This is a genomic window from Roseateles sp. P5_E1, assembly GCF_054049335.1.
In genome coordinates, this window is the sequence record NZ_JBFUMN010000482.1 from 1 (window position 1) to 520 (window position 520).

The window sequence follows — 520 nt, forward strand, 5'->3', positions numbered from 1 at the left end:
CTGATGGTGGTCGGCGCCGCGATGTGGCTGGTGGGCCGCAAGCAGGACGCGGCGCAACCCGCGACCTGAGTTCTTCCCGCAATACCGGACAACGGCCCGCACGCGGGCCGTTGTCTTTTGTTGCGACAATGCAACGACAACCGCAAGGGGAGCGACGAAGAAAGAAGCAGCGGGCGAACGCTGGATGGCGCGGACGGCGCTGCGTTGCGCGGCCTTCGCCGAGCGCTGGTTCCCCGATGCCTGGGTATTCGCCGTGCTCGGCGTGCTGATAGTCGCGGCCGCGGCCATCGCCTGCGGCGCGACGCCGCAAGCCACCGCGCAAGGCTTCGGCAAGGGCTACTGGAGCCTGATTCCCTTCACCATGCAGATGGTGTTCGTGGTGATCGGTGGCTATGTCGTAGCCACCGCTCCCGTGGCCGCGCGCCTGATCGAACGACTGGCGCGCTGGCCGCGCAGCGGGCGCGGCGCGGTCGCCTTCGTCGCCGCGGTGAGCATGCTGAGCTCGCTGCTGAGCTGGGGC

The 520-nt window shown here is 69.0% G+C and carries 1 protein-coding gene; it reads left to right on the forward strand.

The window, feature by feature from the left end; genetic code table 11:
• Window positions 1–184: 184 nt before the first annotated feature.
• On the forward strand, window positions 185–520 hold a 336-nt coding region (locus ACXJKJ_RS32215; protein ID WP_457395826.1), incomplete at its 3' end, for a TIGR00366 family protein.